Source organism: Arthrobacter sp. E3, from assembly GCF_017353415.1.
Classification (GTDB): Bacteria; Actinomycetota; Actinomycetes; order Actinomycetales; family Micrococcaceae; genus Specibacter.
This window is the reverse complement of sequence record NZ_JAFMPX010000004.1, coordinates 50482-76088: the sequence shown is the minus strand read 5'-3', so window position 1 is coordinate 76088 and position 25607 is coordinate 50482. Positions and strand designations below refer to the sequence as shown.

The window sequence follows — 25607 nt, the reverse complement described above, 5'->3', positions numbered from 1 at the left end:
CCTTACCAGCTGGCTGAACTGGTGGATGGTGCAGGGTAGTTGACGTCGCCCATGTTGTGCTTGAGGTACGCTGGCGCGCGCCACCCCAGAACCGCCTCCGTCATGTTGATGGCCGACTTCGCCGCCGCCACATTGTGCATGCGCAGAATTCGGGCCCCACCGAGAATGCACACCACTGCGGCCGCCAGCGAGCCTTCAAGGCGTTCGCCCTTGGCCTGATCCAGGGTTTCGCCAATGAAGTCCTTGTTGGAGACTGCCGCCAACGTTGGGAAGCCAAGGGCGGCAATCTCATTGAAGCGGCGCGTGATTTCCAGCGTGTGGAGGGTGTTCTTGTTGAGATCATGCCCCGGATCAACCATGATCTTCTCGGCCGGGACGCCCAGTGACATTGCCAGTTCCACCTTCCTTGCCAGGAATGCAGCGACCTCCGCAACAACGTCCTTATAGTGCGGGTGCGGGTATGCGGTGCGGGGGCTGGCCAGTGAATGCGTGATGACCAAATGCGCACCGGACTCCGCCACCACTGAAGCCAGCTCCGGATTGGACAAGCCGGTGGTGTCGTTGATGACGGTGGCCCCTGCGGCAATGCTGCGGGCGGCCACCTCGGGCAGGAACGTGTCAACGGAGATGATCACGTCGCTGGCGGCAGCCACGGCAGCGACGACCGGCACCACCCGATCCGCCTCTTCCCCGGCGCTCAGCGCCGGCCCCGGCGCAAACGGCACCCCGCCAATGTCAAGCCAGTCGGCGCCGTCGTCCACGGCCGCCAGCGACGCGGCAACCGCAGCGTCAAGGGCAAACGTGGCACCGGCGTCGTAAAACGAATCTGGGGTCCTGTTGATGATGGCCATGAGCGCCACCTGCCGGCTGAAATCAATGGTGCGTGTGCCGAACCGGTGAACTGGGTGGAGCAGCGGCGGCGTGTAAAACGGCGCTGCCGTGGCAGGGGCGGAAGTGGTCATACCCACCATCAAATATCTTCCAGCGGGGTTTCCGGGTCAGCCAGCTTGGCCGTGTCGACGGTGCGGCCGGAGGAGATGAGAGCCTTGATGCCGTCCTGAACGTCCCAAATGTTGACGTTCATGCCGGCCACCACGCGTCCTTCCAACACCCAGAACGCCACAAACTCGCGTTTCTCCAGGCTTCCGCGGATAACGACTTCGGCATCCTTGGTCAGTGCGCCGAAGCCTGAATATTCCATGCCGAGGTCAAACTGGTCGGTGTAGAAGTAGGGGATGTCATCGAGCACGGCGGTCTGCCCCAGCATGGACTTGGCTGCGACCTTTCCGCTGGCAATCGCATTGGCCCAGTGTTCGGAGCGGGCGTAGGCGCCGGTGACGGGGTGCATGGCGTTGGCAACGTCGCCCGCAGCAAACACGTCCGCAGCGGAGGTTTGCAGGCTCGAGGTGACTTCAATGCCGTTGGTGATGGTCAGCCCGGCGTCCTTGGCCAGCGCAACGTTGGGCACCACACCGACGGCCACAATGACAATATCCGCCGGCAGGGTGACGCCCGTGGTGGTGAGGACGGAGGTGACGGTGCCGTCGGTGCCCTGGATTTCGGCGGCGCTGGCCGGGAGCACAAACTGCACGCCTGCTTCCTTGTGGCGGTCGGCAAACACCGTGCCCAGCTCATTGCCGATCGCAACCGACAACGGCACGTCCTCAAGGCCCATCAACGCCACCTTGTTGCCCAACTCCGTGGCTGTGGCGGCAATTTCCATGCCGATCCAACCAGAGCCGATCATGACCACGTTCTTGCCGCCGCCGGTGAAGAGCTCCTTCATGGCCAGGCTGTCTGCCTTGGTCCGGAACGTGTAAACACCCTTGAGGTCGACGCCGGGAAACGGGATGTGGCGCGGGGCGGCACCTGTTGCCAGGAGCACCTTGGCATACGGCAGTGTGGTGCCGTTGCTCAAGCCAACCGTGTGGGCGGCGGGGTCAAGGGTGGTGGCGGCCGTGCCGGTCAGCACCGTGACGTTGTTCTCCGGGTACCAGCTCGCAGGCAACGGCAACAGGGCGTCCTCGCCTTCCTTGCCGGCCAAAAACCCCTTGGACAGGGGCGGACGCTGGTAGGGGATTTCCGGCTCGTCGGCCACGATCGTGACGGGACCGGTGAAGCCTTCCTTGCGGAGTGTTTCGGCGGCGGTGGCTGCGGTGAGGCCGCCACCGATGATGACCATTCCTGCGTCTGCGGCGGAAGGTGTGCTTGATTCGCTCATGATCGAAACTCTTTCCTCGGAAATTTTGTGTCTCTTGTATGAATGTAGGCCCACGGCACCGAAGTGCCTAGTGAAAGTGCTAGTGGGGGAACTGCTCGCGCAAGGGGCCGGCGTCGGACAACAGGCCGGTAAACACTGAGGTGCGCGTCACGGTGCCGGAGGTCTGCACGCCGCGCAGCGACATGCAGGTGTGTTCGGCCTCCATGACCACGCCCACCCCGCGCGGGGCCAGCGTGTTCTCAAGCCAGTCGGCGATTTGTTGGGTGAGGCGTTCCTGCACTTGGAGGTCGCGGGAGAAGAGTTCAACGCCGCGGGCCAGCTTTGAGAGCCCAAAGAGCCGGTCGCCGGGCAGGTAGCCAACATGGGCCACGCCCCGGAACGGCAACAGATGGCGCTGACACAGTGAATGGAAGGGAATGTCCTTCACCAGCACAAGACCTTGGTATCCGTCCTCGTTGGGGAATGTGGTCCATGAAGTTTCACGAGGGGTGAGCATTTCTGCATACGCGGCGGCCACCCTGCGGGGAGTGTCTAAAAGGTGGGGGTTGGTTTCGTCACGGCCCAGTGCCCGGAGGAACTCGGCAATGGCTGCTTCGGCTCTCGGAAGATCGATCGTGAACGGGAGTGTCAACGGTTCCGATTCTTCAAAGGTGAGCAAGTCAGGCAGCGCTGCACTGGTGAGGGACATATCCAACCCTTTCTAAAGATTGTATTATTGACTTTAGAAGCGCAGACTCAAAGCGTCAAGCAAGCATGTCATAAACAACGAACTGTCAGGCATAGGCGGCCAGTACTGCCGATGCGACATGGCAAGAGAGCACATAGGCCACTAGTCATGAATCAGCCCGTGCAGCAACATGGTGTACTCCAGCACTCCGACCACACCAAAGCGGGCCGCCTGGCACCCAGCCGCACGGGTTTGAACGAGCACGAGCGCCTGCGCGCGATGGCATCACTGGGGGATCCACTGCGAAAAAGACTGTTTGAATTGGTGCGCGATTCCGCAGGAGCCGTGAGCCGTGACGAATGTGCATCAACACTGCGCCTGCCCAAAAGCACCGTCAGGGCACAATTAGACCGCCTGGTGGAAGAAAAGCTGCTGCGGGTGGAATTTCGAAAAATGGGTGACAAGTCCGGGCCCGGCTCTGGCCGGCCTACCAAGCTGTATACGGCGGCGCGGAGTGAAATCAGTGCGTCGGTACCACCACGCCACTATGACCTGGCGGCAAGTCTGCTGGCGGCGGCTGTGCAGCGTTCCATCGATTCCGGGGAAGGCATCCAGCAGTCCGTGTCCGAAGTGGCCTTCGAGGCGGGCAAGCTTATGGGGGCCGAAGCCGGCAACATCCACCAATTGTTGGCCAACACCGGCTACAGCCCCGAGCCCGACGGCGACGGCGGCACGATCATGGCCAACTGTCCGTTCCACCAACTGTCCAAGGAACATGCGGGTGTGGTGTGTTCGCTCAACGGTTCACTGCTCAGCGGTGCGCTGGAAGGCTGCGCCGACTCATGCCACAACCTTGAACCCGACGCAGAGATTTCGCACTGCTGCGCACGCCTGGTCCTGAAAGAGCCTTAAAGCGTTTCCGGCGGCCGCCTGGAAGGGCAGCCGCCGGAAAAGTGGCAACGCATGTTCGGGGAATCCAGCGCCCTGCTGTTCTTGCCTGGCGCTTCCTGCTTGGCAATTCGTGCTTGGCAATTCGTGCTTTACAGCACCGCCTGCAACGCGTCTGCGATGCCTTCGCCGTAGTAACTGTTGTTGGTCATTTTGCCGATGCACTCGGCACTGGTCGGCGTTGCTGACGGCATGCAGATGTGGTCCTCGGCTTGCTTGCGCAGTTGTGAGATCAGGTGTTTTGGCTTCCAGCCCGGGTGTTGGGACTTCATCAGTGCCATCACGCCGGCAACTTGGGGTGAAGCCATCGAGGTGCCGCTGAGCAAGCCGTAGCCGTTGTTCGGCAACGTGGACAGAATCCTGGATCCGGGAGCTGCCACGTCAATGACGTTCAGTCCGCGGTTGGAGAAGGATGAGAGCTTGCCGGCCTGGTCCGTGGAAGAGACCGTCACCACCCCCTTCAGCTAGGTGGGCATGTCCTTGCATCCAGTGTTGATCTGGCGCTCAATCCCGGCTATGTCGTTGGGGCTGACATCATCGGTGGTCTTGTTGGCCAAGTCATAGGAGGCGTTGCCAGCGGCGGCAGCATGGACCACACCTTGCCTCGTAGACCATTCGACCGCTCGTTCAACGGCAACGCGCACGGCCTTCTGGTCCGGCTGGTCATCGCACCAAAATTGCATCGGGTCAACGTAGTATCTGTTGTTGGTCACAGCCATGCCCTTCATGCCAGCCCACATGAAACCGCAGGTGGCGTATTCGGGGTGGATCGAGCCAGCATCGTTGACCACCTTGCCGGACGCCATGCGCACATTGGGGGCAATGCCGACAGTGCCCGCGCCGTTGCGAGAGGCACCGATGATGCCGGCCACGTGGGTGCCGTGGGATGAGGTGGTGGCATTCCATCCCGTCGGTGAGGTGTCCGGTCGCCCGGCGTTGGAGCAGTTGACCGAGTTGGCCACGTCGATATTCGATTGGAGGTCCGGGTGGATCGGGTCGATGCCGCTGTCCAAGACGCGAACCAGGATATCGCGGGAACCATCAGTGACCTGGTGGGCCTTGTCCGCCTTGATCTGGATCTGGCTCCATTGCTCAGCTTCGCGCGGATCGGCGGCGGCACCGTCGAAGGTGGCATCGCCATAGAAAAGGTCCGTGTCGGCCAGCTGCTTTTTGCGCTGTTGCGGAGCCTTCTCCCACGGGGGTGTCAATTCCGTCCGGTGTTCCCTCCGCCGCCGGCTGCCGTGACAGCCTGTACCGCATCCCGGGTCTTCTTGGCGTTGCCGGCTTTCGCATTGACCACGTAACTCATGAGCTCGCCGTCGGACGCGGGAAAGTCCACGGGCGTGGATTGCTGATGCGGTGGTGCGGCCATGGCGCTTCCGCCGAGCATGGCGGTTGCGCCATGGCGACTGAGCACACGGCAGCCGCGGTCGTGCGTCGGAATAGTTCATTCTTCCGGTGCGTGACCCTTCGGAACAGTGGTGTGATGGAAACCATCCACATCCTGACAGCGCAGGTGGAACCCTAACAAGGGTGTCAGTGGCGATATGTGGGAATTGACCGGAAACTCTGGCCGTTCGGACAATGTTCACCAACCCCGCGGACGGCCGAACTGTCCCAATGGCGTAGAATCAACAGGTGCCCGTGTACTTAGATCACGCGGCGACCACGCCAATTTCGGCCCCGGCCCTCGCCGCACTCACTTCCGTTATTACCCGTAGCGGCAATCCGTCCTCGCTCCACGGATCGGGCCGACGCGCCCGCGCCACAGTGGAGGCGGCCCGTGAAACCATTGCCGCCGCCGCCGGCGCCCACCCCACCGAAGTCATTTTTACTTCCGGCGGCACCGAGGCGGACAACCTTGCTGTGAAGGGACTGTTCTGGTCCCGCAACGCAGCCGACCCGCGACGCACACGCATCCTTGTATCGGGCATCGAGCACGCCGCCGTTCAAGACACCGTTGAGTGGCTTGAGAAGCACGAGGGTGCAGACGCGGTCTGGCTGCCCGTTGATGAACACGGCACCGTCAGCCTAACGGCCCTAAAAAAGGAACTGGACGACGGCGGTGCGGACTCCGTTGCGCTGCTGAGCTGCATGTGGGCCAACAATGAAGTCGGCACCATCGAGCCCATCGCCGCGATCGTGGCGCTCGCATCCGAATACGGCATCCCCGTGCATTCGGACGCCGTCCAAGCCTTCGGCTCGATTCCGGTGAACTTCAAGGACTCCGGCCTGGCGGCCATGTCCATCAGCGGCCACAAGATCGGCGGCCCCGTTGGTGTGGGCGCACTGCTACTCGGACGTGCAGTGAATCTCACGCCAGTCCAGCACGGCGGGGGACAGGAACGAACAGTTCGCTCCGGCACGCTGGACACCGCGGGGATAGCCGCCTTTGCTGCCGCAGCCCAAGACGTCACGGAAAACATGGCGACCGAAAGCAACCGCATCGCAGGGCTGCGTGACCAAATCATTGACGCCGTTCGCCAGGCGGTCCCCGACGCAGTTCTGCGCGGCACGGACCCGGCAGACCACCCCAACGCCCGGCTCCCCGGCAACGCCCACTTCACGTTCCCCGGCTGCGAAGGCGACTCCCTGCTGTTCCTACTGGACATGGCCGGGGTCGAATCCTCCACCGGCTCGGCCTGCACCGCCGGCGTTCCACGGCCGTCCCACGTTTTGCTGGCCATGGGCCTGGACGAAGACACCGCACGTGGCGCACAACGCTTTAGTCTGGGGCATACATCGAGCCAACAAGACGTTGATGCCTTTGTGGCGGCGCTGCCACAAGCCCACACCATGGCCAAACAAGCTGGTATGGCAGGGCACCCATCGAGAATCCAAACCGCCAGCACTTGGTAGTCATGCGACGTTCCTTCGCCTTGCATGGCCCCGCCCGTCCCCAGAAGCTCCCAATGCTCGCAAGCTCGCATCGGGGCCCTCGCTTCCGGGGGCCCATCGCGGACGCTGTGGAACGCTGTAAGAATAGTTTTTAGTTTCAATGAAAGGTAAGTAATGCGAGTATTGGCCGCCATGAGTGGTGGAGTCGACTCTGCCGTAGCCGCAGCCAGGGCAGTGGATGCCGGGCACGACGTCGTCGGGGTTCACCTGGCGCTTTCGCGCATGCCCGGGACTCTGCGCACGGGAAGCCGCGGTTGTTGCACCGTGGAAGACTCCAACGATGCGTGGCGCGCCTGTGACTTGCTTGGCATCCCGTACTACGTGTGGGACTTCTCCGAGCGCTTCAAGGAGGACGTGGTCCAGGACTTCATCGACGAATACGCCGCCGGGCGCACCCCCAACCCGTGCATGCGCTGCAATGAGCGGATCAAGTTCGCGGCCCTGCTGGAAAAGGCCATTGCGCTCGGCTTCGACGCGGTCTGCACGGGCCACTACGCCAAGGTCATCACCGACGCCGACGGCAACCCGGAGCTGCACCGCGCCGCCGACTGGGCCAAGGACCAGAGCTACGTCCTGGGTGTCCTGACCCACGAGCAGCTCAAGCACTCCATGTTCCCGCTGGCGGACACCCCCTCCAAGGCCGAGGTCCGCGCCGAAGCCGAGGCACGCGGGTTGTCCGTGGCGAAAAAGCCGGACAGCCACGACATCTGCTTTATCTCCGACGGCGACACCGCCGGTTGGTTGGCGGAGAAAATTCAGATGCACGACGGCGAGATCGTCGACGAGTCCGGCGCCAAGGTTGGCGATCACACCGGCGCCAACCAGTTCACTGTCGGTCAGCGCCGCGGCCTGAAACTGGGCACCCCCGCCGCCGACGGTAAGCCCCGCTTCGTTCTGGAAATCCGCCCCAAGGAAAACAAGGTCGTGGTGGGTCCCTACGCGCTGCTGGCCATCGACGAGCTCAAGGGCATCAAGGTTTCCTGGGCCGGGCTGCCCATCGCCGAGGTCGCCACCGGTGCCGAATTCGACTGCCACGCCCAGGTCCGCGCTCACGGGGATCCCGTCCCGGCCCGCGCCTTTGTCACTGAAGTAGTGGACGACGGCGTGTCCCGACAAAACTTGACGGTCACCTTGGGCGAGCCGCTGCGCGGTGTGGCCCCGGGTCAAACAGTGGTTTTGTATCAGGGAAGCCGTGTGCTGGGACAGGCCACGATTGATTCTGCACGGTCCTTGGCGCGGCCGGAGCTGCCGTAGCAAACCCGAGGGCTTGCCCCTCTGGCGTAAACTTCCATTAAAGGTGACTTGGATCACGGAAGGAATACGCACATGCCCCCGCATACAGTTCCCAACCCGCTTCAGTTCTTGGAGAGTGCGCTCGATCAGTGCGCCGAAGTCATCGGCGCCATACCGGCCAACCAGGCGGAGTGGGCCACTCCCTGCGCGGATTGGAATGTACAAGACCTCCTGCACCACCTAGTGGTGCAGGATTTGCACAGATACACCATTATGGCCCGTGGCCACAATGTTGACCCGCTCGCCGCAGACGCCACCGTCGGCGCGGACTGGTCCACGCGGTTCAGCGACGGCGCCACTTTGTTGATGCGGGCCTGGCTCACTGCGGACCTAAGTGCCCAAGTGGCCCTGCCCGGTGGCGGCGAGGCGCCGCTGCGCAGCCGCATTGGGCTGCAAATCACCGAATTCACGGTCCATGCCTGGGACTTGGTACGGGCCACTGGAGTGCCCATCGTTTTGGACCCCGCTTTGGCTGAACAGTCGCTCGCGTGGTCCCAACGGATGGTAAAACCTGAGCATCGCAGCGTGGAACGCGGCATCGGACCGGAAGTTAGGGTTCCGTTGACGTCCGATTCCTACGCCCGGCTGGCCGGATGGTTCGGCCGCAGCCCCTATTTTCGCACCGGCCCCCAGGTCGCCTCCCTTAGATAACCTTCTGGTTTCAACTTCCCCACTAGTGCAACAAGATACATGGAAGTCTGATAAAAATATAAGCATCAAAGGCGTGGTTCAGCTCACACGAGGACGTGTGGGCTGTTCTGTGCGAACCACAACAGAAAGTTTGCTGATGGCTAAGAATTTGTTCGGAATGCGGTCGGTGGTCGCCGTTGCAGGCATCTCCGCACTGGCATTGACAGCGTGCACGGGTACCACAGGCGGTGGTGGAGGCACCGAAGGCGGCTCCACCGGCGGACCTGTTGTTGTTGGCACCACTGACAAGACAACCTTCCTTGACCCCGCCGGTTCCTATGACAACGGTTCCTTCATGGTCATGAACCAGATCTACCCTTTCGTGCTGAACTCGGCACCGGGCAGCGCCGACCCCAAGCCGGACCTGGCTGAATCGTCGTCGTTCACCACCCCCACCGAATACACGGTCAAGCTCAAGCCCGGTTTGAAGTGGGCCAACGGTTCCGAGCTTGACTCCAAGGACGTGAAGTTCTCCTTCGATCGCCAGCTGAAGATCAACGATGTCAACGGCCCGGCCACCCTACTGGGCAACCTGGCAAGCGTTGACGCCCCGGACGCCACCACCGTCGTGTTCAACCTCAAGCTCGGAAACGACCAAACGTTCCCGCAGGTGCTGACCAGCCCAGCAGGCCCAGTCGTGGATGACTCCGTGTTCAGTGCCGATGCCATCACCACTGATGCAGACATCATCAAGGGCAAGGCCTTCGCCGGACAGTTCACCATTGACTCGTTCAAGCAGAACGAACTGATTGCCTTCAAGAAAAACCCTGACTACAAGGGCCTGCTGGGCCCGGCCAAGTCAGAGTCGGTGACCATGAAGTACTACACCGATTCCAACAACATGAAACTCGACGTGCAAAAGGGCAACATCGACGTTGCCTGGCGCAGCCTCACGGCCACGGACATTGAAAGCCTGAAGTCTGACAAGAGCGTGAAGGTGGATATTGGCCCCGGTGGTGAAATCCGCTACATCGTCTTCAACTTCGACACCATGCCGTTCGGCGCCAAGACGGCGACCCCGGATGCCGCGAAGTCGCTGGCAGTGCGTCAGGCCATGGCTGATTCAGTTGACCGTGCCGCCATTGCGGAACAGGTTTACAAAGGCACTTACCTGCCGCTGTACTCCTACGTTCCCGCAGGCTTCACCGGTGCCATTGAGCCGCTGAAGGCGGACTACGGCGACGGAAACGGTGGCCCGGATGTTGCCAAGGCCACCGCGGCGCTGAAGGATGCCGGCGTAGAAACGCCGGTGACGCTGGATCTGCAGTACAACCCGGACCACTATGGTTCCTCATCAGGCGATGAGTATGCGGCCATCAAGTCCCAGCTTGAGGACACCAAGCTGTTCAAGGTCAACCTGCAGTCAACTGAGTGGGTTTCCTACTCGAAGCAGCGCACAGCTGATGCATACCCCATGTACCAGCTGGGCTGGTTCCCGGACTACTCCGATGCTGATAACTACCTGACACCTTTCTTCAGCACTGACAACTTCCTGAAGAACCACTACAGCAACCCGGCCATTCAAAAGATGATCACCGAGCAGCTGACCATGAACGACCCCGCGAAGCGCACAAAGCTGATTGAGGACATCCAAACAGCTGAAGCGAAGGACCTCTCCACGCTGCCGCTTCTGCAGGGCGCGCAGGTGGCGGTTTCGAACGTGGACGTAAAGGGAACGGCGGACACCTTGGACGCCTCCTTCAAGTTCCGTTTGGGCGTTTTGTCCAAGTAATGCCCATACGGCAATTACCCAAGGCATAACAAGTCGGCAATGAGGCGGGGCTTTCTTACAAAGGATGCCCCGCCTTTTGCACGGCACCTTCTCACATAAGAAGTAGGCGCACATGACCGCAATGATTGACCTGCCGGTGGACGGACCCGCCGAGCAGGCACCCAAAAGCAAGAACAAGTCCGGCGGCAGTCTGGGCAAATACCTTGCCATCCGATTCGTCTTGATCTTCCCCACCATTTTCATTCTCGTCACCATGGTGTTCTTCCTGATGCGGCTCACCGGTGATCCGATCACCGCTGCACTCGGCGGGCGGCTGCCACCGGAGCAGCTGGCCGAACGCATCCACCAAGCCGGTTACGACAGGCCCATTTTCATCCAGTACTTCGAGTACCTGGGGCAGATGGCCACCGGCAACTTTGGCCGCACCATCTCAGATAACATGCTGATCTCCGACTTGCTGGCCACCTACGGCACTGCCACCCTTGAACTGGCCATCAACTCCCTCATCGTGGCCCTTCTCATCGGCATCCCGTTCGGCATCATTGCAGCCTACAAGCGGGATAAGTGGGAGGATGCCGTCTCGCGTGTGCTGGCCATCTCTTTTTACGCCACTCCGGTGTTTTTCGCAGGGCTTTTGTTGAAGCTGGTCTTCTCCGTCTGGCTTGGCTGGCTCCCCGTGGCTGGGCGTGCAAGCATCCCAACCGAAATTTTCATGACACAGATTGAAGCGCCAACAGGCATCTACTGGCTTGATGCGCTGCGCAGCGGCAACATGGACGCGTATTGGGATGTTGTCCAGCACTCCATCCTGCCAGCGGTCACCCTGGGCCTGCTGACAGCCGGCATCTTCCTGCGGCTGGTCCGCACCAACGTCATTGGCACGCTGGGCAAGGACTATGTTGAAGCCGGGCGTTCGCGCGGCGTCAGCGAATACCGCCTGCTGACCAGGCACGCGTTCAAGCCGGCGCTGATTCCCATCATCACCGTCATGGGCCTGCAGATCGCCCTGCTGTTGGGCGGGGCCGTCCTGACGGAAACCACCTTTGAATGGAAGGGGCTGGGCTTCCAGCTGGCCCAATATCTGACGGCGCGTGACTACGTCGCGGTGCAGGGCATCGTTGCCCTGCTGGCCGTCATTGTGGCACTGACCAACTTCATTGTGGATGTCATTGCCGCGCTCATCGACCCGAGGGTGAGGTACTAGGACATGGAGACTAAAAAGTCGCTCTTTTCCCGCCTGCCCATCATTTCCCAGCTCAAGAAGAGTATGGGCCTGCAGCGCGGCATGCTCGTGGCCGGCATTGTCCTGACAGTGCTGTTTCTGCTCACGGCCGCGCTCGCGCCGTTGATTGCACCGTACGGGGCAACACAGCGCTTCGACGTGGCCCAGGGGCCGCCGTCGTCCGTACACATCTGGGGTACGACGGCGGGAGGTTACGACGTCTTTTCCCGCACCATCTGGGGTGCCCAAACGGCATTCCTGGTGATTGTGGTGGCGGTGGTGCTGTCCATCTTCCTCGGCGTGATCCTGGGACTGCTCTCCGGTTATATTGGCGGCTGGCTCGACCGGATCATGGTGGTGGTGGCCGACGCCATCTACGCGTTCCCGACATTGCTGCTGGCCATGGTCATGTCCATTGCGCTCAGCCAGGGCCGCTCGACTGTTTGGTCGGGAATCCTGTCCGCAGCCATCTCCATCACCGTCGTGTTCATTCCGCAGTACTTCAGGGTGATCCGCGCCGAAACCATCCGATTGAAGGCAGAACCCTTTGTGGAATCCGCCCTTGTGGTGGGTGCCTCCAGCGTACGAATCATGGCCCGGCACATCTACAAGAACGCCACAAGGACGCTGCCGCTGATCTTCACGCTGAATGCCTCCGAGGCCATTTTGACACTGGCCGGATTGGGCTTCTTGGGCTTCGGTATTGAACCTTCCACTGCGGCGGAGTGGGGCTATGACCTCAACCATGCGCAGTCGGACGCCACAGCCGGGATCTGGTGGACAGGGGTGTTCCCCGGTGCCGCAATTGTGCTGACCGTGTTGGGCCTGACACTGCTGGGCGAGTCCATGAACGACCTCAACGATCCGCGTCTGCGCGGACGCAAAAGGTCCGGGAAAAAGATCCGAAAAAAGAACAACACGACCCAGGATGAGGTGGTGGACGCATGAGCCGCGCCATGAAGAACACCACTGCGGAGGCGGGCGAAACGCAGCCCGTGCTGAGCATTGAGAAGTTGAAGGTCACGTTCGCCACAGACGTGGGGGATGTGCAGGCCGTGAAGGATGTCAGCTTCACGGTGGCCCCGGGGGAGATCGTGGCCATTGTGGGTGAGTCAGGTTCCGGCAAGACCGTCACGGCCAAGGCCATCCTGGGCCTGCTGCCGGAAACTGCGCTCAGCAGCGGGGCCGTGGTCATCAGCGGCAATGACATCATCACTGTCAGCCAACACCAGTTGCGCCAGATCCGCGGGCGTGACGTCGCCATGGTGTTCCAGGAGCCCTCCACGGCCCTGAACCCCGTCTACACGGTGGGCTGGCAGATCGCCGAGGGTCTGCGTGCCCACCGGCCTGAAGGAAAACGGGTGGGGCGCAAGGAGGCGCGCAAACTTGCCATTGAGGCGCTGGGCAAGGTGGGGATCCCCGAGCCGGAAACGCGGGTTGACTACTACCCCCACCAATTCTCCGGGGGGCAAAAGCAGCGTGTTGTCATTGCTGCAGCGTTGGCACTGAACCCGGGGCTGATTGTGGCGGACGAGCCCACCACGGCCCTCGACGTGACGGTCCAGGCCGAGATCCTTGAACTGTTGCGGGATCTGCGCGACCAATATGGGACCTCCATTGTGCTGATAACGCACAACATGGGCGTGGTGGCGGACCTGGCCGACCGCGTTGTTGTCATGTTCCAGGGCGACGTGGTGGAACTGGCCAGCTCAGAGGTGTTGTTCTCCGCTCCGAAGCAGGTGTACACCCAGCAGCTGTTGGCCGCAGTGCCGCACCTTGGCCGAAACTCGGCATCTGCCGGCTTCACCGAGAGGGCGTTCCAGGACAAGGAAGTGCTGGTGGAGGCGCGGGACCTGGAAATTGAATACCCGGGGCGCCTGGGCAGCCCCGCCTTCAAGGCGGTGGACAAGGTCTCCTTCACCATCAGCTCCGGGGAAGTCTTTGGCTTGGTGGGGGAGTCTGGCTCCGGAAAGACCACCATTGGCCGGGCCATCGCCGGACTCAACCGCACCACGGGCGGTTCGCTGAACGTGCTTGGCTACGAGATGCTGAACTTCAAGGAACGGTCCTTTCGCCCCTTGCGCAAGGACATCGGATTCGTGTTCCAGGACCCGGCTGCGTCCTTCAACCCGCACCTGAGTATTGGCGAGTGCGTGGCTGAGCCGCTGATCATCCACACGGACCTCTCCGGGCCCGCCATTACGGCGAAGGTGGAGGACCTGCTGGAGTCGGTGCAACTGCCCCGGGCCTATGCGAAGCGTTTCCCGCATGAGCTTTCGGGCGGACAGCGCCAGCGCGCGTCCTTGGCGCGTGGATTGGCGCTCAAGCCCCGGCTGCTGATAGCCGACGAGCCAACCTCCGCCCTTGACGTGTCGGTCCAGGCCAAGGTGCTTGAACTGTTCCGCGAGATCCAAACCGAGCTGGGGTTTGCGGCTTTGTTTATCAGCCACGACCTGGCCGTGGTGGACATCCTGGCCGAATGGGTCGGGGTGCTCTACAAGGGCAGGATGGTGGAACAGGGGATCGGCAACCAGATCATGGGCAACCCGCAGGACGACTACACCAAGCGCCTGCTTGCCTCCCTGCCCGTGCCGAACCCTGCCGAGCAGGCCGAGCGCCGGGCCATCCACCAGGCACTCCTGCGGGGAGAGTAGACGGCGGAAGTGCCGCTGAAGTAAAGGCGGTACCCGGGATGGACAAGAGTTTTTTCTTCCCGGTGCACCGCCTAAACTTATCCCTATGACCGAACCGAGCCACGCAGAGCACTTATCCGTTGAAGACTTCGATCCGGCCGCCAGTTCCCTCACAGGTGCCGTCGATCCAGCAGTCATGGCGGAATTGCTGAACATCCGCTCCAGCATCGACAACTTCGACGCCACTCTGGTGTACCTGCTCGCTGAACGTTTCAAGGCAACCCAGCGCGTGGGCATCCTCAAGGCCAAGTACCAGCTGCCGCCAGGGGATCCCAACCGTGAGCTTGCCCAGATCCAGCGGCTGCGGGCCCTTGCCGAGTCTGCACATCTGGACCCTGCCTTTGCCGAAAAGTTTCTGAATTTCATTATCAGCGAGGTCATCCACCACCACCAGGCGATTTCCAAGAGCCATTCAGCCGTCGCCGCCACCGGGGCGATTCCCGTGGAGCGGGCGGACGGCCAAGGCTTCGAGGGCCATTCCGAAGCGCGGTCCGCCACCCCCACAACCATGGACGACGGCGGCACGCAGCTTCCGTGAGCCGCTCACCTGCACCCGTAGTTGAGACTACGGCAACGTCCCTCGGCGGCTGGCCGGGCACCGACCCGGTGGAAGCCGCGAAGGTCTCCCTGGGCCTGTTCACCGACCCGCACCTGCCGTCCCTGCCGGACCTCCCCTCCCGAGGTGTGGGCTCGGACGCCATTGGCCGCACCGCAGCAATGCTCGTGGAACTGCCGGTGGACGTCCAACCCTACGGCTGGCGCTTTGCCGACCGTCCGGGCTTGGACCAGCGCCGTGCCGTGTCCGCTCTGTCCACGGACATCAATGTGCTGGCCGATGTTGCCGGCGCGGGGGAAATTATCCCGCCATCCCTGAAAGTGCATGTTGCCGGGCCTGTGGCTCTGGCAACGGCAATTCACCTGCACTACGGGGAGCGGGCGCTTCGCGACCACGGTGCCAGGCGGGACATTGCGCAGTCACTGGCAGCAGGGCTGGCCATCCACGCCCGCAAGGTGGCTGCCGCCGTTCCGGGAGCGGCCCTGACCTTGCAAATTGACGAGCCCCAGGTGGCGGCAGCCCTGGCTGGCACCATCCCCACCGCTTCGGGCTACAGGACACTGCGCTCCATCGCGGCGGCGGAACTACGCCACACCTGGACGGACCTTGTCACTGCTGCCCGTGAGGCAGGCTTCGCCGCAGTGGCGCTGAACCTTGCCAGGACCGGTGAAGGCCTGGGCCCGGAGTCTACAGACGAGTCCCCGGCTGCCGAAGACGATGCGTGGCGCACTGCCTTGGAGACGGCCCTTGATTGCGGCGTTGACGCGGTGGCCGTACCGCTGCCCCGCCTCGACACGCGGCACTGGGAACAGCTGGCCGGGGCTATTGAATCGGGCCTTGGTGTGTGGGCGGGGACTGTCCCGGTGGCTGGAGGCCAAGCACCGCCGTCGTACTCGATTTTAGTGGAGCGGATCATGCGCCCGTGGCGGGGGCTGGGGCTGGCGGAGTCGTCCTTAAACCAGCTGCGCATCACACCGGAAGCTGGGCTCGCCACGCTTACACCGCAAGAGGCGCGGGCCGTGGTGACACGGGCACTTGAACTGGCTGACGCGCTGAGTAATATTCGCAACAGCTAGTTCCTACGTATGTGGCTGGTATCGGTAGAATTAAGTTTTCAGCAGCATGTAACAGGGGCTGGTGGTCATGGTTCGACGCGGGCTGGTTCGTTGCGGAGTTGCAGTCGTGGCACTGGCCACAGCCTTGGCCGTGGCCCCCACAGTCCCCGTTCCGGCAAATTCGCCGGCGGCCGCAGTCGAACTGTTTCCGACCACCGTGCCTACCGCCGTGCCGATTGTGCGGACCATCCCTGTGCTAAACCCGGTTCCGGACGGCGCCCGGGCCATGGATCCCACAAGTAAAGCTGAAGCCGCGACGGTCTGGGACTTGCCGGCAGGATCGATGGTGTTCAATCCTGTGTCCGGCCGCCACGAAGTCATTGATCCTTCGGTAGCGCAGCAGGCGGTATTGTTCGGAGACTCACAATCCAGTGGAATTCGCGGGATGAAGGGTATCGACACCTGGGTGGAGGCCGGCCTTGCCGCCCGAGGGTACAAGGTGCGTTTTCTGGGAGCGCCGGGTACAGGATACGTGGCCAGCTCACCATCGGGGATGAACTACCTTGACGCCGTTTCCAGCGGCAGGGTTGTGCTGCCCTATGGCAAACCTGCACTCGTGGTTGTCCAGGGCGGTGGGAACGACGCCGCTCAGGGAGTCTCCGACGCCCAGATTCTGGCCAACGCGGACGGGCTGCTGCGTGAGTTGAAGGCCAGCTACCCGAACTCGAAGTTCCTGTTCATCGGCATCCTGTCCAGGGGTGGGGCCTCCGGCGGGCGGCGCAGCCAGGTGGACACCCTGCTGGCTGGTTTCGCGAAAGGCAATGGCGTGAACTTCCTCAGCCCCAGTGACTGGCTCACCCGCTATGGCACGGCCACTACAATGATCGACGGCGTGCACCTCACCGCATCTGGTCACAAAGGTCTCAGTAAGGTGCTCGCGGATCAGCTGGCGGCCATGCACTTTGACGGTCCGGCGCACTGATGGTTCCGGAGCCTTGGTGTCCTTTGAGCCAATGCGCTAGAGCCGCCCGGCTGCCTTGAGCTTGATGTACCTGTCCGCCAATTGTGGCGGGAGGTCCTCGGGAGCGGCGTCAACCACTTCCACTCCTGACTGCTTCAGGACTGCCGTGATGGCTGAACGGCGGTTGAGCGCGTGCTCGGCGGCGGCAGCCCGGTAGGCCGCCGTCGTGCTTGAACGATCAAGGTGTGCCGCATCCACGGCTGGATCACGCACCGCAGCTACCACCACAACATGCCTTTGCGCCAGTGTTGCCGCTAGCGGGATGAGGCCCTCCTCGGCAGCCCCGGCGTCGAGGGATGTCACCAGCACCACGAGAGCCCGGTGCGCCGTGACGTCGCGAACCTGGCGGGGAATGTCCGCCGTGTTCAGCTCGATGAGTTCGGGTTCCAACGGCGCAAGCGCCTGCACCATGGCGTTGAGCATATTGCCCTTGCCGGTGGAGGAAACCTTGGCCCGGACGCGGCGGTCGTAGGCAATGAGGCTGACCCTGTCCCCGCCGCGCTCAGCCAAGACGGCCAGCAGCAAGGAAGCCTCAATGCCAGTGTCCAGGGCCGTCTCATCCTCGATCCTCGCAGCCGACGTGCGTGAAGTGTCCAGCACAATTACCACGCGGCGGTCCCGCTCCGGCCTCCACGTGCGCACCACCACGTCTTGGCGCCGGGCCGTGGCGCGCCAGTCGATGGAACGCACATCATCGCCGCGCACATAGTCGCGCAGTGAATCAAATTCCGTGCCGGCGCCGCGGATCTGCACGGCCGCCCTGCCATCCAGCTCACGCAGTTTGCGTAATTTGGAAGGCAGGTGGCGTTTGGAATTGAACGGGGGCAGGACACGCAGCGTCCCGGGGGCGGAAATAGTGGTTTGCCGGGCTGCCATGCCCAAGGGGCCAAAAGAGCGGATGGACACATGCTCCGTATGCAGGTCCCCGCGCCGGGAGGGGCGCAGGGTGATGCTCAGGGCGGCCCGTTCCCCGGGCCGAATCTCCAGGGTTTGCAGTGCGTTGGCGGCGCCAGCTGAAGGCTGCCAGCCGTCCTTGACTTGGCCTCGCAGCATGCGCGGCGACTCGTTGGCCAGCCGCAGCAAAGCCGTGGCGGGTTCACCTAAACGAACCCCCGACGGCAGGCTGCGTTGCAAGGCCACCTTGCGCGGTGACGCGGCGAGAACCGTGTCAACGATCAGAATCAGTGCCAGCACAGCGACGGCCAGCAGCCAGGTCACGGGGCCGGGCAGGGCAATGATGGGCACCAGCGCCGCGAGTGCCAGGAAGAAGAACCTGCCCGAAATTGCCATGTTGACGTGTGCCCGCCCTTAGCGTGGAACCGGCACGGTGGCCAGGATGGAGCGCAGGATGTCATCCACGGCCACGCCGTCCATTTCAGCCTCGGGACGCAGCGCAACCCTGTGCCGCAAGGTGGGTAGTGCCAAGGCCTTGATGTCATCCGGGGTGATGAATCCACGCCCCGAAAGCCATGCATAGGCGCGGGCGGACTTCAAGATGGCCGTGGCCCCGCGTGGGGACACACCCAACGCAAACGACGGTGCCGTGCGGGTGGCCCGAACAAGGTCCACCACGTAGGCGAGGATTTCGGCGGCGACACCCACCTCCGACACTTCCCTGCGTGCCTGCTCCAGCTCGGCGGCACCGGCCACCGCGCGCACCCCGGCACCATGGAGGTCTTGCGGGTCGAAGCCCAGGCTGTGCCGGCGAATCACCTCAATTTCCTCATCACGCCCTGGCAGATCCATGGTGAGTTTAAGCAGAAAGCGGTCCAATTGTGCTTCCGGCAGGGGGTAGGTGCCCTCATACTCCACCGGGTTTTGCGTAGCCGCAACCATGAACGGCGAGGGCAGCCGGCGTGAAACACCGTCAACGGAAACCTGATGTTCCTCCATGGCCTCCAACAGCGACGCCTGCGTCTTAGGCGGCGTCCTGTTGATTTCATCGGCCAGCAGGATGTTGGTGAAGACCGGACCCTCACGGAAAGTAAAGGAGGAGGTGCCGGCGTCGTAAATCAATGAACCGGTCACATCTCCTGGCATGAGATCAGGGGTGAACTGCACTCGCTTCGTATCAAGGCTCAAGGCTGTGGACAGGGCCCTGACAAGTAGGGTTTTGGCCACACCGGGTACGCCTTCAAGCAGCACGTGGCCGCCGGCCAGCAGGGCAATGAGCAATCCTGTGACAGTGGAATCCTGTCCGACGACGGCCTTCGCGACTTCGCTGCGCACAGCCAGCAGCGCTTGACCTGCGGGACTCGGGGTGAAACTCCACTGCTGTTCGGCAACAGGTTGGGGCTGGTGGTGGGGCAGGCTCATCGCTGTGCCACTTCTTCCTCTAGTGCCGTGAGTTCCACGGCCATGGACAACATGTCTTTTTCAGTGGTGGGGGCAGGGCCGAGCAGCAGATCATGCACGTGCGCCCGGGTGTGTCCGGTCAGGGTCGTCACCGCGTCAACCACGGCGTGCGGAGCGGCAGTCTGACCCAATCGGAGCGCGTGGGACAGGCGGGTCATGGTGGCGTGGCGCAGCGTAGCCGAGGCAGTGTCCAGTGCCCGCGCATTTTGGTACAGGCGGGCCCTGCCGGCCAGCGTTTCCGAGGCCTTCACCACCACCGGCAGCGGTTCAGTCACCAGCGGTCCGTGCCTCCGACCCCGCCACACCATGGCCAGTATTCCCACCAGCAACAGCCACAGCGAGGCCGGGAAAATCCATTCCGGGGTGAAGTCAGACAATGCTGGCGGCTGCTCCGACACCGGGATGTCCTTCAGGCTGGCCGTGTACCACAGCAGCTTGGGTGTGCTGCCCAGCAGCCGGAACGTGAGCGCGGCATTGCCCCTGCTCGCCAAATTTTGGTTGATGATGATGCCGGGATTGCCCAGTGCGGCAACGTCACCGGTGCTGTTATAGGCCAGGTAGCCGCCGGTGGCGGGATTCTTCGACGCCTCGGCGAAGCAGTTTTCGGTGCCCTTGAACAGCTTCAGGGGCATGGTGACGGAGGTGGCGGAGACATCCAGGTCGGGGGCTCCGCCGTCGATGGTTCCAGCCGCCACTGCATCAGGATTGGTGCATTGCGCGTCGGCTGCCGGGGTTCCGGCAGTGGTGCCAACGCTGGAGAGCTCGGCGCTGAGCGCTTTCACGGTCAGTGGGCTGGGGGAGAGGGCCACCAATTTGCCGCCCGAATCAGCGACAGCTGCTGCCAAATCGGCGGCCTGTGTGCGTGAGAGCAGGTTTCGGGGATCATAAAACAACACTGTGCTGTTGCCATGGCCGTTGCTGCGCAGGGCCGCGGCCGTCTCTGCCAGCGATGCCGTGGCCGTCACTTCAACACCTTGGTTGCGCAGTACGGAAGCGGCGCCCTGTGCACCTGCAGGTGCAGGGTTGGTGATGGACAATGTTCCAGTGGTGCTTTTGCCGCCACTGCCCATGATGATGCCCAACAGGGACAGCACCACGAAAGCCACGGCACAGAGCAGCCAGAACCTGTACTTCTTCCACCAGCGGGCAGTGCGCACGGTGGTGCTGGAGTCCTCTGCCCGGAACACGAGCGCCGTTGGAGCGCTCATGGCTGCACCGCCGCGAACACGTCGCCATACTGCGGTGAGGTTTCGGACACTGCCTGGTCCGTGTCAACCAGTTCCGCGAACATGGCCGAGGTGGGCGGTACCTGCCCGTAGCGCACAGCACTGAACAATTCCGCGCCATGCCGCAGTGCCAGCTTGTGGGCGGGGAAGGCCTGCTCCAGGTCAGCGGTTATCTCCACTGCTGTACGGCCGAGAGCTGGAACAATCACATCGCGTTCCTCGGCTGCACGGACGACGGCGCGGAACTGTTCACTGAGTGCCGTGCTGAAGTCGCCCGCATGGGCTGCCGCCTGCGCCAGCTTGCGGTGCTGCGCCGCTGTCATGACCAGGTCGTTTTCAAACACGGCAGCAGTGGCGGACTTTCGGCGGTTCAGTTGTGGTCTGACAAAGAAGATGATGACGGCAACGGCCAGCAACACCACACCAATCGCAATGACGAGCCCTGCAGTTCCATCCACCGCGCCCACCGAATTGATGAGCTCGTCCCAGACCTTCTGGAGCAGGGCAAGGATTTGTTCGGCAAAGCCCGGCTTGGCGTCTTGATATACCTGCTGGGCAAGCTCGTCCTTTGCCCATTGCCGGGCTTCGTCCGCACCGGGAACAAGCGGGACCTCGGCAAGGTGCGTTGGAGGCCAAAATGGTGTCAATGCCATCAGCGAGGATGCCTATTGTCCATAGTTTCCGGGCTGCTGCGTGTATGACTCCGGACCCGTTGGGTAGGCTCCCGGCACCAAGGTGCCGGATGCGGGGGAGCCGGGGATCCCGCCGTCGTCCTTCCCAGTCTCGGATTCCTTCAGCAAGGCAATGTCGAAGCCGTCGCGGCGCATGCGCAGGTCCACATAGATGAGGGCCATGACACCGGCTTGGAACGCCAAAGTCACGGCTCCGACGATAGCCCCAACAACGCCGGAGATGGCTTGAACGATCAAAAACTGGGTGATGGCCTGTTCGGGTGTGGGGTTGGCACCGAGCAACATGGGCATGATGAGGCCAGCTAGGAAACTCACGGGGGTGGTGATAATCCCGGCGATGACGCCTGCGATGATGGCGGCCAGGAGCGAGGTGCCGAACGTCCTCCAAAAGTTGTTCTTGGTCAGCTGCCATGAACGCTTGATGCCGGCGATGGCGCCAATGTTCTCCACGACGATCGCGGCAGGGGCGAGCAGCACCTTCGTGCCGATCCAGACACCGAGCGCAAGAAACGGCAGGCTCAGCCCGAGGGCCAGGGCGACGGCACCGAGAACTCCGCCAGCGGTGTTGTCCAGCAGGCCCATGGCTAGGAAAAGGGCCACGAGTATGCCGGTGAACACGAGTATGGCCAGCAGGGTTGCCACGGCGTAGAGGATCGCGAGCAGGAGCAGGCTGCCGACCCGCGGCCGGGTGAGGTGCCACATCTGTCCGAAGCTGGTTTTTCGGTTGAGCACGGCGCGCAGCACCGGCACGACAAGTGCGCCCTGCAGGACCATCTGGATGATGACGGCGAGAAATGATGCCAGTAAAATAGACGCCGCGAAGGAGATAAGTCCGCTGCTCAGTGCTTCCATGGCGGCCGGATCGGACTCGTTGAACGTGTTCGGATCCATGCCGAACACGTCGGTGAGAAATGTGCCAAGCGTCAAAAACATGACGAGCAGTGTCAACGCGGTGGTGGCCAGCTGGAAGATCAGGGCCGAACCGAACATTGCCTTGCCGTTGCGCCGCGCGGCCTGGAAAGCGCCGTCAAGGATCTCGCCCAGGCCGAGTGGGCGCAACGGGATCACTCCGGGCTTGGGTGGAGCCACATAGTTCGTGAAACCGGGCTGCATGCCGGGTTGGCCGTATTGCCCCCACTGCGGCTGCTGCGGTTGAGGTTGCTGCGGTTGGCCGTAGGGCGGTTGTTGCTGCTGGCCGAATTGGCCCCACTGGGGTGGCTGTGACTGGCCGTATGCGGGCTGCTGCAGGGGTTCCTGAGGCGGCAGCTGCTGACCATCGGGCACCTGCTGGCCAGCGTGGTTGTTCCGGCCCTCCGGCTCTGTTGGTGGTTGCTGCGGTTCCTGCGTCATCATGCTCCCCTGAAAGATTCCCCGAAAACGTACGCGGCACGCAAAGCTGCTGGCGGGAGGCGGCTGTTCGAGCGCAACGTCAAGTTGCCGCCGTCGGCCTCGGACCAGGCATCCTGCTGCGCCCATCATCAAACCCTATCGGGAAGATCCACATTTTCCCTGTGAACGCCCGGGCATTGCGGAAAGTAATGGCGGCAGGAGTCCGCGCGGGCCGCCATTCCTGCATCGAGTTTGCAGCAGCTGCCAATGTTGAGCGCTGGCCTTGCCATCTGTTGCCGTTTCGAATTTGATCGGCAGGTTCCGCGACCGGACACCGAAAACCCCTCTGTTGCTGCAAGATATCTGCACTGAGCCGCCCTTGGTGGAGCGTCGATGCGGACAATGGCGCGCTAATAGGCAAATATAGAAGTATGAAGGCACGTATTTTAGTAGTTGACGATGACGAGGCACTGGCCGAGATGATTGGCATTGTGCTGCGCAATGATGGGTTTGACCCCGTTTTTTGTGCTGACGGAGCCAAGGCGCTTGAGACTTTTCAGGCCCACAAGCCGGATCTGGTCCTGCTTGACTTGATGCTGCCGGGTATGGACGGGATCGAAATTTGCCGGCTCATTCGTGTTGAGTCGGATGTGCCCATTGTGATGCTGACAGCCAAGTCGGACACCTCGGATGTGGTCCGTGGCTTGGAAGCCGGCGCCGACGACTACGTGGCCAAGCCCTTTAAGCCTGCCGAACTGGTGGCGCGCGTTCGTGCACGGCTGCGTCCGGGCGACGTGAAGGCCCCGGAAACGCTGGTCATTGGTGAGATCAGCATCGATGTGGCCGGGCATGCGGTCCGCCGAGCTGGTGAGCGAATTTCCCTGACGCCCCTTGAATTCGATCTCCTGGTTGCGCTTGCTCGCAAGCCTTGGCAGGTCTTCTCCCGCGAGCTCCTCCTCGAGCAGGTGTGGGGATACCGCCATGCTGCGGACACCCGCCTTGTCAATGTGCACGTGCAGCGCTTGCGCTCGAAGATTGAACGCGACCCGGAGGCACCCGAAGTGGTGCTGACCGTGCGCGGTGTTGGCTACAAGGCCGGGCAATAGGCACCGGCTTTCCCGTGGATGGGGTTGCAGTTGATTCGGTTCCAGCGGTGACGGGGCGATGAACAAGGTCAAGTCCGCGGACGACTCACTCACCCGCCCTTCCACCGCAGCCTCGGCTGTCGTCGTGGGCCAGAAGGTATTTCTCACCGCTGGCCGGGCTGTTCGCCGCACCGCCCGCCGGTTCCGTGACGGTTGGTCCATGCGCTGGCGCACCTCCTTGCAGTTTCGCACGGTGGCGACGACGTTGCTGATTGCCTCGGTGGCCGTGGTGGGTGTTGGTGGGTACCTTGCGGGGCAGATTTCCAGTGGGTTGTTCAAGGAGCGGCTGGTCCAAGCGCAACATGAATCGGCGCGCGGTACCACCCAGGTGCAGGAGAACTTTGCCAACGCGAGCCTCAGCGACCAGCCACGCGTGTCTACTTATGTTGTTGACACGCTGAAGCTGCTCGAAGTGGGAGGTGCTGACGACAACCGCAAGTACCTGATGGTCAAGATCCCCGGCCAGAACAGCAAGCTGGCCGTGAGTTCCTCTGACTCCGGGGGCGTTACCGCAGCAATCATTCCCGATGAATTGCGCAAAGCGGTCCAGAACAGCACCGACGGCCAGTTCTGGCAGTCCATTGCGCTACCCACGGGCAGCGCAGGCGTTCACCCTGCCGTGGTGGTGGGCAGCCAAGTTGACCTGTTGAACACCCGCTACGAGTTGTACATGATCTATGACCTCAATAGCGCCCAAGTGACACTGAACTACATACAGTCCGTCCTGTGGCTTGCCGGTGGCATCCTGCTTGTACTTATCGGGGTCATTGTTTGGTATGTGACCCGCACTGTTGTCAGCCCCGTCAGTCAAGCCGCGGCAGTGTCTGAGAAGCTGGCCGCTGGCGAATTGGAAGAACGCATGGTGGTCACCGGGGAGGATGAGATGGCCAGACTTGCCACGTCCTTCAATAAAATGGCCACATCGCTCCAGGACCAGATCATGGCCCTGGCCACACTTTCGGACATGCAACAGCGTTTCGTCTCTGACGTGTCCCATGAATTACGCACACCGTTGACCACTGTGCGCATGGCGGCGGAGGTCCTCTACGACGCCCGCGAAGACTTTGGCCCCATCAACAAGCGCTCCTCTGAACTGCTATTCCACCAGGTGGAACGTTTTGAACTGCTCCTTGCGGATCTGCTGGAAATCTCCAGATTCGACGCGGGTGTGGCCGACCTTGACGTGGAGTCACTGGACATTTTCTCGGTGATCCATTCCGCAATCGACGGCGCAGCCCCGGTTGCTGAGGCCAACTCAACAGTTGTTTCGGTGGTGACCAGGCTGCGCAACAAAAAGTGCGTGGTGGAGATGGACTCACGCCGGATCGACAGAATCCTGCGCAACCTCGTGTTCAACGCCGTCGAGCACAGTGAAGGCAAGCCTGTGAAAATCTTTGTTTCCGCCGATGAAAACGCTGTTGCCGTGGCCGTGCGTGACTACGGAATAGGCATGTCAGCCGACTCAGTCGAGCATGTCTTTGACAGGTTCTGGCGTGCAGACTCCGCCCGGGCCCGCACCACGGGCGGCAGCGGTTTGGGACTGTCGATCGCCATGGAGGATGCCAAGCTGCACAACGGCTGGCTGGACGCTTGGGGCGTGCCCGGTGAAGGCTCCTGTTTCCGGCTGACACTGCCGCGGCACCGAGGCACCGTACTGGAGCACTCACCCGTGCCGCTGCCTCCCGACGGCGGGAAGGCTGGCGAAGCAAGCTCACCCGCTACCGGGTCCTTGCTGATGAACACCGGAGCGATGGGCGTGGTAGGGGCATTGGGTGCACTGAAACCCACTCTTGCCCACGATCCAGGGAGCACCAGCGGAAACAACCCGGAAAGCGGCAGTACCGACAGGGTGGAACAGTGATGG

22 protein-coding genes and 1 pseudogene are annotated in these 25607 nt (G+C 62.3%); 13 read left to right on the top strand and 10 right to left on the bottom strand.

Going from position 1 to position 25607, the window contains the following annotated elements; genetic code table 11:
- Positions 1-2: 2 nt before the first annotated feature.
- From folP to folE, 3 genes are all read right to left on the bottom strand, one after another.
- Positions 3-962: a dihydropteroate synthase gene (gene folP / locus JMA46_RS03170; protein ID WP_207343847.1), complete on the bottom strand. Its 960-nt coding sequence runs from the start codon at positions 960-962 to the stop codon at positions 3-5.
- 8 nt (positions 963-970) lie between these two features.
- On the bottom strand, positions 971-2221 hold the full coding sequence (locus JMA46_RS03165) for an FAD-dependent oxidoreductase (RefSeq protein WP_247646999.1): 1251 nt from the start codon (positions 2219-2221) through the stop codon (positions 971-973).
- 79 nt (positions 2222-2300) lie between these two features.
- Positions 2301-2909 (bottom strand): GTP cyclohydrolase I, encoded by a 609-nt coding sequence (gene folE, locus JMA46_RS03160; RefSeq protein ID WP_207343846.1) that lies wholly within the window; start codon positions 2907-2909, stop codon positions 2301-2303.
- A gap of 147 nt (positions 2910-3056) precedes the next feature.
- On the opposite strand from folE, the gene JMA46_RS03155 reads away from it, so the two are divergent.
- Entirely contained in the window at positions 3057-3800 is a 744-nt protein-coding gene (locus tag JMA46_RS03155; protein ID WP_207343845.1) for a transcriptional regulator, read from the top strand.
- A gap of 128 nt (positions 3801-3928) precedes the next feature.
- Here the strand turns inward: JMA46_RS03155 and JMA46_RS03150 are convergent.
- Positions 3929-4849 (bottom strand): annotated as a pseudogene (locus tag JMA46_RS03150) (S8 family serine peptidase).
- 191 nt (positions 4850-5040) lie between these two features.
- Entirely contained in the window at positions 5041-5226 is a 186-nt protein-coding gene (locus JMA46_RS17080; RefSeq protein WP_247646997.1) for a hypothetical protein, read from the bottom strand.
- Positions 5227-5474: 248 nt separating this feature from the next.
- Here JMA46_RS17080 and JMA46_RS03145 point away from each other — a divergent pair, with 248 nt between their 5' ends.
- The 10 genes from JMA46_RS03145 to JMA46_RS03100 all read left to right on the top strand — a co-directional run bounded on the left by JMA46_RS03145 (position 5475) and on the right by JMA46_RS03100 (position 16957).
- Positions 5475-6695 carry an aminotransferase class V-fold PLP-dependent enzyme gene (locus JMA46_RS03145; RefSeq protein WP_207343844.1) on the top strand — a complete coding sequence of 407 codons (1221 nt, stop codon included), beginning with the start codon at positions 5475-5477 and terminating at the stop codon, positions 6693-6695.
- Positions 6696-6848: 153 nt separating this feature from the next.
- Positions 6849-7988: a tRNA 2-thiouridine(34) synthase MnmA gene (mnmA, locus tag JMA46_RS03140; protein ID WP_207343843.1), complete on the top strand. Its 1140-nt coding sequence runs from the start codon at positions 6849-6851 to the stop codon at positions 7986-7988.
- A gap of 72 nt (positions 7989-8060) precedes the next feature.
- Entirely contained in the window at positions 8061-8678 is a 618-nt protein-coding gene (locus JMA46_RS03135; RefSeq protein WP_207343842.1) for a TIGR03086 family metal-binding protein, read from the top strand.
- Positions 8679-8814: 136 nt separating this feature from the next.
- A complete protein-coding gene (locus JMA46_RS03130; RefSeq protein ID WP_207343841.1) occupies positions 8815-10449 on the top strand; it encodes an ABC transporter substrate-binding protein in 1635 nt (544 codons plus the stop codon).
- Positions 10450-10570: 121 nt separating this feature from the next.
- Positions 10571-11653, top strand: a complete 1083-nt coding sequence (locus JMA46_RS03125) for an ABC transporter permease (protein WP_247647014.1) — start codon at positions 10571-10573, stop codon at positions 11651-11653.
- A 3-nt stretch (positions 11654-11656) separates the two neighbouring features.
- Positions 11657-12619 (top strand): ABC transporter permease, encoded by a 963-nt coding sequence (locus JMA46_RS03120; RefSeq protein WP_207343839.1) that lies wholly within the window; start codon positions 11657-11659, stop codon positions 12617-12619.
- On the top strand, positions 12616-14325 hold the full coding sequence (locus JMA46_RS03115) for an ABC transporter ATP-binding protein (RefSeq protein ID WP_207343838.1): 1710 nt from the start codon (positions 12616-12618) through the stop codon (positions 14323-14325). Before JMA46_RS03120 ends, JMA46_RS03115 begins: the two co-directional genes overlap by 4 nt.
- 85 nt (positions 14326-14410) lie before the next feature.
- Positions 14411-14902 (top strand): chorismate mutase, encoded by a 492-nt coding sequence (locus JMA46_RS03110; protein ID WP_207343837.1) that lies wholly within the window; start codon positions 14411-14413, stop codon positions 14900-14902.
- Positions 14899-15996, top strand: coding sequence for a hypothetical protein (locus tag JMA46_RS03105; RefSeq protein ID WP_207343836.1), 1098 nt, complete (start codon positions 14899-14901; stop codon positions 15994-15996). The genes JMA46_RS03110 and JMA46_RS03105 overlap by 4 nt, the downstream gene beginning before the upstream one ends.
- Positions 15997-16102: 106 nt before the next feature.
- Entirely contained in the window at positions 16103-16957 is an 855-nt protein-coding gene (locus tag JMA46_RS03100; protein WP_207343835.1) for an SGNH/GDSL hydrolase family protein, read from the top strand.
- Positions 16958-16993: 36 nt separating this feature from the next.
- Here the strand turns inward: JMA46_RS03100 and JMA46_RS03095 are convergent, their stop codons facing one another.
- The 5 genes from JMA46_RS03095 to JMA46_RS03075 are packed head-to-tail and all read right to left on the bottom strand — an operon-like array spanning position 16994 to position 22622.
- A complete protein-coding gene (locus JMA46_RS03095; protein WP_207343834.1) occupies positions 16994-18286 on the bottom strand; it encodes a DUF58 domain-containing protein in 1293 nt (430 codons plus the stop codon).
- Positions 18287-18304: 18 nt separating this feature from the next.
- Positions 18305-19312, bottom strand: coding sequence for a MoxR family ATPase (locus JMA46_RS03090; RefSeq protein WP_207343833.1), 1008 nt, complete (start codon positions 19310-19312; stop codon positions 18305-18307).
- Positions 19309-20559 carry a DUF4350 domain-containing protein gene (locus JMA46_RS03085; RefSeq protein WP_207343832.1) on the bottom strand — a complete coding sequence of 417 codons (1251 nt, stop codon included), beginning with the start codon at positions 20557-20559 and terminating at the stop codon, positions 19309-19311. The genes JMA46_RS03090 and JMA46_RS03085 overlap by 4 nt, the downstream gene beginning before the upstream one ends.
- Positions 20556-21230 carry a DUF4129 domain-containing protein gene (locus JMA46_RS03080; protein WP_207343831.1) on the bottom strand — a complete coding sequence of 225 codons (675 nt, stop codon included), beginning with the start codon at positions 21228-21230 and terminating at the stop codon, positions 20556-20558. The genes JMA46_RS03085 and JMA46_RS03080 overlap by 4 nt, the downstream gene beginning before the upstream one ends.
- Before the next feature lie 12 nt (positions 21231-21242).
- The gene (locus JMA46_RS03075; RefSeq protein ID WP_207343830.1) at positions 21243-22622 is read right to left on the bottom strand and encodes a hypothetical protein; all 1380 of its coding nucleotides are present in this window, start codon (positions 22620-22622) and stop codon (positions 21243-21245) included.
- A gap of 407 nt (positions 22623-23029) precedes the next feature.
- Here JMA46_RS03075 and mtrA point away from each other — a divergent pair, with 407 nt between their 5' ends.
- Both mtrA and mtrB read left to right on the top strand, forming a co-directional pair.
- Positions 23030-23704: an MtrAB system response regulator MtrA gene (gene mtrA / locus JMA46_RS03070; protein ID WP_207343829.1), complete on the top strand. Its 675-nt coding sequence runs from the start codon at positions 23030-23032 to the stop codon at positions 23702-23704.
- 58 nt (positions 23705-23762) lie between these two features.
- Positions 23763-25604 (top strand): MtrAB system histidine kinase MtrB, encoded by a 1842-nt coding sequence (mtrB, locus tag JMA46_RS03065; protein WP_207343828.1) that lies wholly within the window; start codon positions 23763-23765, stop codon positions 25602-25604.
- The last annotated feature ends 3 nt before the right edge of the window (positions 25605-25607 follow it).

Bases quoted from the DNA above. Each gene is read 5' to 3' on its own strand.
- folP (WP_207343847.1), bottom strand. From the start codon at position 962: ATGACCACTTCCGCCCCTGCCACGGCAGCGCCGTTTTACACGCCGCCG.
- JMA46_RS03165 (WP_247646999.1), bottom strand. From the start codon at position 2,221: ATGAGCGAATCAAGCACACCTTCCGCCGCAGACGCAGGAATGGTCATC.
- folE (WP_207343846.1), bottom strand. From the start codon at position 2,909: ATGTCCCTCACCAGTGCAGCGCTGCCTGACTTGCTCACCTTTGAAGAA.
- JMA46_RS03155 (WP_207343845.1), top strand. From the start codon at position 3,057: ATGAATCAGCCCGTGCAGCAACATGGTGTACTCCAGCACTCCGACCAC.
- JMA46_RS17080 (WP_247646997.1), bottom strand. From the start codon at position 5,226: ATGCTCGGCGGAAGCGCCATGGCCGCACCACCGCATCAGCAATCCACG.
- mnmA (WP_207343843.1), top strand. From the start codon at position 6,849: ATGCGAGTATTGGCCGCCATGAGTGGTGGAGTCGACTCTGCCGTAGCC.
- JMA46_RS03135 (WP_207343842.1), top strand. From the start codon at position 8,061: ATGCCCCCGCATACAGTTCCCAACCCGCTTCAGTTCTTGGAGAGTGCG.
- JMA46_RS03130 (WP_207343841.1), top strand. From the start codon at position 8,815: ATGGCTAAGAATTTGTTCGGAATGCGGTCGGTGGTCGCCGTTGCAGGC.
- JMA46_RS03125 (WP_247647014.1), top strand. From the start codon at position 10,571: ATGATTGACCTGCCGGTGGACGGACCCGCCGAGCAGGCACCCAAAAGC.
- JMA46_RS03120 (WP_207343839.1), top strand. From the start codon at position 11,657: ATGGAGACTAAAAAGTCGCTCTTTTCCCGCCTGCCCATCATTTCCCAG.
- JMA46_RS03115 (WP_207343838.1), top strand. From the start codon at position 12,616: ATGAGCCGCGCCATGAAGAACACCACTGCGGAGGCGGGCGAAACGCAG.
- JMA46_RS03110 (WP_207343837.1), top strand. From the start codon at position 14,411: ATGACCGAACCGAGCCACGCAGAGCACTTATCCGTTGAAGACTTCGAT.
- JMA46_RS03095 (WP_207343834.1), bottom strand. From the start codon at position 18,286: ATGGCAATTTCGGGCAGGTTCTTCTTCCTGGCACTCGCGGCGCTGGTG.
- JMA46_RS03090 (WP_207343833.1), bottom strand. From the start codon at position 19,312: ATGAGCCTGCCCCACCACCAGCCCCAACCTGTTGCCGAACAGCAGTGG.
- JMA46_RS03085 (WP_207343832.1), bottom strand. From the start codon at position 20,559: ATGAGCGCTCCAACGGCGCTCGTGTTCCGGGCAGAGGACTCCAGCACC.
- JMA46_RS03080 (WP_207343831.1), bottom strand. From the start codon at position 21,230: ATGGCATTGACACCATTTTGGCCTCCAACGCACCTTGCCGAGGTCCCG.
- JMA46_RS03075 (WP_207343830.1), bottom strand. From the start codon at position 22,622: ATGATGACGCAGGAACCGCAGCAACCACCAACAGAGCCGGAGGGCCGG.
- mtrA (WP_207343829.1), top strand. From the start codon at position 23,030: ATGAAGGCACGTATTTTAGTAGTTGACGATGACGAGGCACTGGCCGAG.
- mtrB (WP_207343828.1), top strand. From the start codon at position 23,763: ATGAACAAGGTCAAGTCCGCGGACGACTCACTCACCCGCCCTTCCACC.